The sequence below is a fragment of the uncultured Methylibium sp. genome (genome assembly GCF_902826655.1).
GTDB lineage: Bacteria > Pseudomonadota > Gammaproteobacteria > Burkholderiales > Burkholderiaceae_C > Methylibium.
In genome coordinates this window covers 1-7,912 of sequence record NZ_CADEFR010000098.1, presented here as the reverse complement: position 1 = coordinate 7,912, position 7,912 = coordinate 1, and the positions used below count along the sequence as shown (strand labels likewise).

The 7,912-nt window shown below is 69.5% G+C and carries 5 protein-coding genes; 2 read left to right on the top strand and 3 right to left on the bottom strand.

What is annotated here, in order from left to right:
* Nucleotides 1–96: 96 nt before the first annotated feature.
* Nucleotides 97–1,776 carry an NAD+ synthase gene (locus QZV97_RS19845; RefSeq protein WP_295646906.1) on the bottom strand — a complete coding sequence of 560 codons (1,680 nt, stop codon included), beginning with the start codon at nt 1,774–1,776 and terminating at the stop codon, nt 97–99.
* Here QZV97_RS19845 and QZV97_RS19840 point away from each other — a divergent pair.
* Nucleotides 1,775–2,986 (top strand): GNAT family N-acetyltransferase, encoded by a 1,212-nt coding sequence (locus QZV97_RS19840; RefSeq protein ID WP_295646903.1) that lies wholly within the window; start codon nt 1,775–1,777, stop codon nt 2,984–2,986. The genes QZV97_RS19845 and QZV97_RS19840 overlap by 2 nt on opposite strands.
* Here the strand turns inward: QZV97_RS19840 and QZV97_RS19835 are convergent.
* Nucleotides 2,983–5,712, bottom strand: coding sequence for a pitrilysin family protein (locus QZV97_RS19835; protein WP_295646900.1), 2,730 nt, complete (start codon nt 5,710–5,712; stop codon nt 2,983–2,985). The genes QZV97_RS19840 and QZV97_RS19835 overlap by 4 nt on opposite strands.
* An 80-nt stretch (nt 5,713–5,792) precedes the next feature.
* On the bottom strand, nt 5,793–6,332 hold the full coding sequence (gene ppa / locus QZV97_RS19830; protein WP_295646898.1) for an inorganic diphosphatase: 540 nt from the start codon (nt 6,330–6,332) through the stop codon (nt 5,793–5,795).
* Nucleotides 6,333–6,605: 273 nt separating this feature from the next.
* Between ppa and QZV97_RS19825 the strand changes: the two genes are divergently transcribed.
* A partial coding sequence (locus QZV97_RS19825; protein WP_295646895.1) for a sodium/proton-translocating pyrophosphatase occupies nt 6,606–7,912 on the top strand: 1,307 nt, incomplete at its 3' end.

Below are 7,912 nucleotides of genomic sequence, written 5' to 3'. Positions count from 1 at the left end.
GCGCACTTCCTCGAGCTTGAACGGCTTGATGACGGCGGTGATCTGCTTCATGGCGGGCTCCGGAAGGGGATTCGACTGGCCTGAATTTAAGCACGGTTAAGCGCGGAATTTCGACGTGATCGGGTAGCGCCAATCCTTGCCGAAGCTGCGATGCGTGATGCGGATGCCGACCGGCGCCTGCCGTCGCTTGTATTCGTTGATGCGGATCAGCCGCGTCACGCGCTCCACATCGGTGCGCGGGTAGCCGGCTGCCACGATGTACTCGATGCCCTGGTCCTCTTCCATGTAGCGCTGCAGGATCGCGTCGAGCACCTCGTAGGGCGGCAGGCTGTCCTGGTCGGTCTGGTCGGGGCGCAGTTCGGCCGAGGGCGGACGCGTGATGATGCGCTCGGGGATCACCGGCGCAGTCCCCTGCCCGTTGCGCCACGCCGCCAGGCGGTAGACCAGCGTCTTGGCCACGTCCTTGATGACCGCGAAACCGCCTGCCATGTCGCCGTAGAGCGTGCAGTAGCCGGTCGCCATCTCGCTCTTGTTGCCGGTGGTCAGCACGATGCGGCCGGTCTTGTTGGACAGCGCCATCAACAGCACCCCGCGGCAACGGGCCTGGATGTTCTCTTCGGTCGTGTCCTCGGGCAGGCCGGCGAACTCGGCCGCGAGGCTGGCCTTGAAGGCCTCGAACATCGGCGTGATCGAGATCTCGTCGTACTGCACTCCGAGGCGCCGCGCCATGTCGCGCGCGTCGATCCACGAGATGTCGGCGGTGTAGGGCGACGGCATCATCACCGCGCGCACCTTGTCGGCCCCGAGCGCGTCGACCGCCACGGCCAGCACCAGGGCCGAGTCGATGCCGCCGGACAGACCGATGATCGCGCCGGGAAAGCCGTTCTTGCCCAGATAGTCGCGCACCCCGGTGACCAGCGCGCCCCAGGCCTGTGCCTCGAGCGACGGACCGGGAGCAACGCTTCCGGCCACCGCCCCATCGGCGGTCACGTCGACCAGCAGCAGTTCTTCCGCAAAGCTCGCCGCGCGCGCCTGCACCCGGCCCTGCGCGTCGACGGCGAAGGACGCGCCATCGAAGACCACCTCGTCCTGCCCGCCGACGAGATGGGCATAGACGAGCGGCAGGCCGGTCGCACGCGTCCGCTCGGCCATGCGTGCCTCGCGCTCGCCGGCCTTGCCCAGGTGGAATGGCGAGGCGTTGATCACCGCCAGCGCCTGCGCGCCGGCTGCTTTCGCGGCAGCGGCCGGCTCGTCGAACCAGGCGTCCTCGCAGATCAGCAGGCCGAGCCGCAGCCCGTCGACATCGACGACCACCGGTCCCAGGCCGGCATCGCGGCCCGACACGAAGTAGCGTCGCTCGTCGAACACCTGGTAGTTGGGCAGTTCGCGCTTGGCATAGGTCGCGACGACCCGCCCCTGGCGCAGCACCGACGCGGCATTCACCCGCCGCTGCACGGCCAGCGAGCGCGTGCGAACATCCCCCAGGGCGTCGACGGCCTGCGGATGGCCCACCACCACCTGCAAGCCGGGCAGATCGGCCAGCGACTCGGCGCAGGCTCGCAGGGCTTCGTCGCAGGCCTGCATGAAGGCCGGGCGCAGCAGCAGGTCCTCGGGTGGATAGCCGGTCAGGGACAGCTCGGGGGTGATCACGCAACGAGCACCTCGCGCGTGCGCCTCGCGAGCCAGGTCGGCGATGCGCTTCGCGTTGCCGGCGAGGTCACCAACGGTGGCGTTGAACTGGACAACGGCGAGCCTCGACGAAACAACGGCAGGCATGAAGCAGCAGAGTGATGCGGAGTTCGAGGATGGTAGCGCCGCCACCGGGGGCGCTGTGGCGCTGCAGGCGCACGACGACCCCTCGCGCATCGATGCCGCGGCCTGGGACGCGCTGCTCGAGGCCAGTCCGGCCCCGACGCCCTTCATGCGCCACGCCTACCTGGCCGCGCTGCACGCGTCGGGCAGTGCCGTCCCCGAGACGGGCTGGACGCCGCTCTTCCTGACGCTCGAGCACGACGGCCGACTCGCGGCCGCCTGCCCGCTGTACCTGAAGAGCCATTCCTATGGCGAGTACGTGTTCGACTGGGCCTGGGCCGACGCCTACGAGCGCGCCGGCCAGCGCTACTACCCCAAGCTGCTCGTCGCCGTGCCCTTCACGCCGGTGCCCGGGTCGCGCCTGCTGGCGCACGATGCCGCCTCGCGCCAGGCACTGCTGCTGGCGATGGCAGCCCTCGCGAGGGAGCACCGGTTCTCGTCGGCCCACGCCCTCTTCCTCGACGACGAGGATGCGGCCGCGGCGGAGTCGGCCGGCTGGATGATGCGCGGCACGGTGCAGTTCCACTGGCGCAACCGCGAGCCGGCCCCGTACGCCGACTTCGCCGACTTCCTGGCCGGCCTGCAGCGCGACAAGCGCAAGAAGATCCAGCAGGAGCGCCGCTACGTGCGCGAGGCCGGCATCGAGTTCGACGTCCGCCTCGGGTCGCAGATCGAGCCCTCGGACTGGGACTTCTTCTACCGCTGCTACACCGCCACCTACCGCGCGCACCGCTCGACGCCCTACCTGACGCGCGACTTCTTCGACCGCATGGCCGCCACGATGGCCGGGCACTGGCTGCTGTTCACGGCACGCCGCGACGGCCGTCCGATCGCGACTTCGCTGATCGCCCTCGACCCGTCGCGCGGCCAGGCCTACGGTCGCTACTGGGGCGCACTCGAAGCCGTGAACTGCCTGCACTTCGAGGCCTGCTACTACCAGCCGCTGCAGTGGTGCATCGCGCACGGCTACCGCCGCTTCGAGGGCGGCGCGCAGGGCGAGCACAAGATGGCCCGCGGACTGCTGCCGGTGCGCACGCGCTCGGCGCACTGGCTGCGCGACGGCGCCTTCGCCGGCGCCGTCGGCCGCTTCCTCGAACGCGAAGGCGCCGGTGTCGAGGCCTACGTGAGCGAGCTCGACGAGCGCAACCCGTTCAAGCCCGCCCCGCCCGGCTAGGGCTTGAAGTCGCCGGCCAGCGCCTGCACGAGGCGATCCGGCTGCAGGTACTTGCGCAGCGCGCCGTTGACCTGCTCCAGCGTCGCCGCCGCGATGGCATCGTCGACGCGCTGCGACACCGCAAAGCTGCGCCCGAGCTTCAGGTTCGACGCCAGGCCGGCGGCCAGCCGATCGTCCTGGGCGCGCGACAGCCGCCGCAGTCCCAGCACGCCGCGCCTGGCCTCCTCGAGTTCGGTGGCGGTGAAGCCGTCCTTCAAGGCCCGCGCCACCTCCTCCTTGAAGGCCGCCTCGACCTTGGCGCGGTTCTGCGGCGCGAAGATGGCGACGACGTGCCACACCGAGTTGCGCTCCTGCTGACTCCACGAGACGTAGCTCTGCACCCCGTAGGACAGGCCTTCCTTCTCGCGGATGCGCATCCACAGTCGCGAGCTGCCGCCGCCGCCCAGCATGTGGTTCGCCAGCGTGAAGAGCGGGTAGTCCGGGTCGCTGTCCATCAGCGGCAGGGGCAGCGCCACTTCCATGTGCGCGTTCTGCTTGTCGGGCGTGGGCAGCAGCAGACGCACCGGCGGCGCTTCCACAAGCGGCGTCGGCACGCGCACATAGGCCTCGGTGGTGCGCCAGCTGCCGAAGGCCGTCTCCAGCGCCTGTCGCAAGGCGGCCGGGTCGAAGTCGCCGCTGGCGCCGAACTCGGCGTGCGAGGCGCCATAGAAGCGCCGGTGGAAGTCGCGCAACTGCTCGGCCCTCGCACCGCGGATGTCCTCGACCACCTGGTCGAAGCTCTTGGCCTCCCGGGGGTCGCCGCGCGGGTAGCGGTTCAAGTGACGATCGATGGCGTTCGCCGCCACGGCCTCCGGCTCCTTGCGCTGCTGCTCGATGCCGGCGAGCGCCTGATTGCGCTGCTCTTCCAGCACATCGGGCGGGAACGATGGCTCGCGCAGCAGTTCGCCGACCAGCGCCACGGCAGCAGGCAGCTGGTCGCGCTTGGAGACCAGCCGCACGGACACGCTGCCCAGGCCCGCCGAGACGCTGATCTCGGTCTGCAGCTGGTCGAGACGGTCGCGGATCTGCTGGCGGCCGAGCCGTGCCGTGCCCTCGTCCAGCATCGCCGCCACCAGCGACGGCGTTTCGCCCTGGTTCGCGAGGCTGCGCTCGTCGCCGTAGTGAAGGGTCAAGGCGGCGCTGACGGCCTGGCCGCGCGTCGGCTTGGGCAGCAGCGCGACCTTCATGCCGCTGGCCAGTGTGAAGGTCCGCGTCTTCGCGTCGATGTTGCTCGGTGACGTGTCGAATGCCGCGACGGCGGCGGCGGCGGCCTGCGGCTTGAAGTCCTTGAACTGCGCCGCGACGTCGACCGTCGACGGCAGCGGCGCGCGCTGCGGCTTGTCGGTGGGCAGGTAGGTGGCGAGGGTGCGGTTCGGGGCCAGCAGATGCTCCCGGGCGACGCGCTGCACGTCAGCCAGCGGCACGGCCTTGACGCGGTCGCGCAGCAGGAAAAGCAGGCGCCAGTCGCCTTGCGCGACGGACTCCGACAGCGAGACGCCGACGGTCTCGGGATTCGTGAAGGACTGTTCCCAGGCCTTGAGCCATTGGGTGCGTGCGCGCTCCAGCTCGTCGGCCTGGATCGGCTGGTCGGCCAGCGACTCGAGCGTCGCCAGCAGTTCGGCAGTGGCCGCGCCGGCGTCCTGCCCCGGCGCCACCTCGGCCAGGAAGAGCAGCGCCCCGGGATCTCGCAGGCCCAGCGCATAGGCGCCGACGCTGGCCGCGAGCCGCTTCTCGACCAGGCGCTTGTGCAGCCGGCCGGAGGGCGTGTCGCCCAGCAGCTGGGCCAGCAGTTCGACGGCGGCGTAGTCGGGGTGCGCCGCCGGCATCACGTGATAGGCGCCGATGACCACCGGCGTGCCGCCGTTGCGGCGCAGGGTCACGCTGCGCTCGCCGTCCTGCACGGGGTCGATGGTGTAGAGCGCCGGCAGCTGTCGTTTCGGCTTGGGGATGCGCCCGAAGTACTGCTGCACCCAGCCCAGCACGCGAGCCGGTTCGAACTGCCCGGAGATCACCAGCGTCGCGTTGTCCGGCTGGTAGTACTGCCGGTAGAAGGCCTGCAGGCGCCCGATGTCGACGTTCTCGACGTCGCTGCGCGCGCCGATCGTGCTCTTGCCGTAGTTGTGCCACTGGTACATCGCCGCCAGCGTCTGCTGGTAGAGGATGCGCGTCGGGCTGTTCTCGCCCATCTCCATCTCGTTGCGCACCACCGTCATCTCGGTGTCGAGGTCGCGCTTCGCGATGAAGCTGTGGACCATCGCGTCGGCGTGCCACGACAGGAACCAGCGCAGGTTGTCGTCGCTGGCCGCGAAGCTGGCGAAGTAGTTGGTACGGTCGAAGGACGTGCTGCCGTTGGCGCTGAGGCCGCGCTTCGTGAACTCGCCCCAGACGTTGCGCGTCGTCGGCGTGCCCTTGAAGATCAGGTGCTCCAGCAGGTGGGCCATGCCGGTCTCGCCGTAGTTCTCGTGCCGCGACCCGACCCGGTAGGTCAGGTTGACCGTGGTCGTGGGCTTGGACTCGTCGGGGATCAGCAGCACCTGCAGGCCGTTGGCCAGGCGGTACTCGCCGATGCCCTCGACCGTGCCGATCGCGCTCATGCCCTTCGGCAGGGCCGGCGCCGCCTGCGCCGTCGGCGGCGCCTGCACCAGGGCCAGCGCACAGGCGCCGGCGAACAGCAGCTTCTTGATCATGGGGCGGACCCCGGGCGGGGCCAGGCTGGACGGACCGGCAGTGTATGCAGCCGGTCCGGGGGACCTGCCCCGTCGGGCATTCAGGCCTTGGCGGCCTTGCGATAGCTCTCGATCCCCGAGACGATCTCCTGCCTGGCCGACTCGGGGCCCTCCCAACCCTGCACCTTGACCCACTTGCCCGCCTCGAGGTCCTTGTAGTGCTCGAAGAAGTGCTGGATCGCCTTCAGGCGCATCTGGTTGATGTCCTCCGGCTTCCTCCAGTGTTCGTAGATCGGCAGGATCTTGCTGGTCGGCACCGCCAGCAGCTTGGCGTCACCGCCGGCCTCGTCTTCCATCTTCAGCACGCCGATCGGGCGGCAGGTCACCACCACGCCGGGCGTCAGCGGGAACGGCGTGATCACCAGCACGTCGACCGGGTCGCCATCGTCCGACAGCGTCTGGGGCACGTATCCATAGTTGCAGGGATAGTGCATCGCCGTCGTCATGAAGCGATCGACGAACAGGGCGCCGCTCTGCTTGTCGACTTCGTACTTGATCGGGTCGGCATTCATCGGGATCTCGATGATCACGTTGAACTCTTCGGGCGCCTTGGCGCCAGGGGTCACGAGGTGCAGGCTCATCGCGGCTTTCGGAGGATCAGGGGGAAACCCGAATTCTATGCAGAGCACTGTCGCGGACCTGACCACTTGCCCTCGTTCGCGGCTCGCAGCCCCGGTCACCGAGCATTCCGCACCGCTGGAAAACACCATGCGTTCCGCGTTGCGGCATCGGGGTCCATCCCTTAGCATGCGCCGGCTACCCGGCCGGGCCGCCGGTGCCTGTCACCCGAGCCCCACGAGAACCGCGGAGCGTCCCCTCATCGAGGACCCTTAACGAGGTAGGAGAGCCCCTTCATGTCCAGTTCCATGGCGCTCGTTTTCGCGCTGATCTGCGGCCTCGCGGCCGTCGTCTACGGCTTCGTCCAGCGCAGCTGGATCCTCAAGCAGGATGCGGGCAATGCCCGCATGCAGGAAATCGCGGCCGCCATCCAGCAGGGCGCGGCGGCCTACCTCGCCCGCCAGTACCGGACGATCGCGATCGTCGGCGTGATCCTCACGATCCTGATCGGCTTCTTCATCGACCTGTCGACGGCGGTGGCCTTCGTGGTCGGCGCGGTGCTGTCCGGGGCCTGCGGCTTCATCGGCATGAACGTGTCGGTCAAGGCCAATGTGCGCACCGCGCAGGCGGCGACCCGTGGCATGCGCGAGGCGCTCGACGTGGCGTTCAAGGGCGGCGCGATCACCGGCATGCTGGTGGTCGGCCTGGGCCTGCTGGGCGTCGGCATCGTGTTCTGGTTCCTCACCGCCAACGGCCAGATCACGCCGGTCAGCGGCCTGGCACCGGCACTGAAGCCGCTGCTGGGCTTTGCCTTCGGCGCCTCGCTGATCTCGATCTTCGCGCGGCTGGGCGGCGGCATCTTCACCAAGGGCGCCGACGTCGGCGCCGACCTGGTCGGCAAGGTCGAAGCCGGCATCCCCGAGGACGATCCGCGCAACCCGGCGGTGATCGCCGACAACGTGGGCGACAACGTCGGCGACTGCGCCGGCATGGCGGCCGACCTGTTCGAGACCTACGCGGTGACGCTGATCGCCACGATGGTGCTGGGCGCGCTGCTGGTCACCGCGGCGCCGATGCAGGCGGCGCTGTACCCGCTGGCGCTGGGCGGCTTCTCGATCATCGCGTCGATCATCGGCTGCAGCGCCGTCAAGGCGACGCCGGGCATGAAGAACGTGATGCCGGCGCTCTACAAGGGCCTGATCGTCGCCGGCGTGATCTCGCTGGTCGGCTTCTTCTTCATCACCAAGTGGGTGATGCCCGACAACGGCATCTACGAGAGCGGCACGCAGATGCGCCTCTTCGGCTCGGCGGTCGTCGGCCTGGTGCTGACCGCACTGCTGGTGTGGATCACCGAGTACTACACCGGCACGCAGTACGCGCCGGTCAAGCACGTGGCGCAGGCCTCGACCACCGGCCACGGCACCAACGTGATCGCCGGCCTGGGCGTGTCGATGCGCTCGACGGCCTGGCCCGTCCTCTTCGTCTGCCTGGCGATCCTGGCTTCGTACTGGCTCGCGGGCCTGTACGGCATCGCGATCGCCGCGACGGCGATGCTGAGCCTGGCCGGCATCGTGGTGGCGCTCGACGCCTACGGCCCGATCAC

Coding starts and splice junctions, on each gene's coding strand:
- QZV97_RS19840 (WP_295646903.1), top strand. CDS start 1,775: ATGAAGCAGCAGAGTGATGCGGAGTTCGAGGATGGTAGCGCCGCCACC.
- QZV97_RS19845 (WP_295646906.1), bottom strand. CDS start 1,776: ATGCCTGCCGTTGTTTCGTCGAGGCTCGCCGTTGTCCAGTTCAACGCC.
- QZV97_RS19835 (WP_295646900.1), bottom strand. CDS start 5,712: ATGATCAAGAAGCTGCTGTTCGCCGGCGCCTGTGCGCTGGCCCTGGTG.
- ppa (WP_295646898.1), bottom strand. CDS start 6,332: ATGAGCCTGCACCTCGTGACCCCTGGCGCCAAGGCGCCCGAAGAGTTC.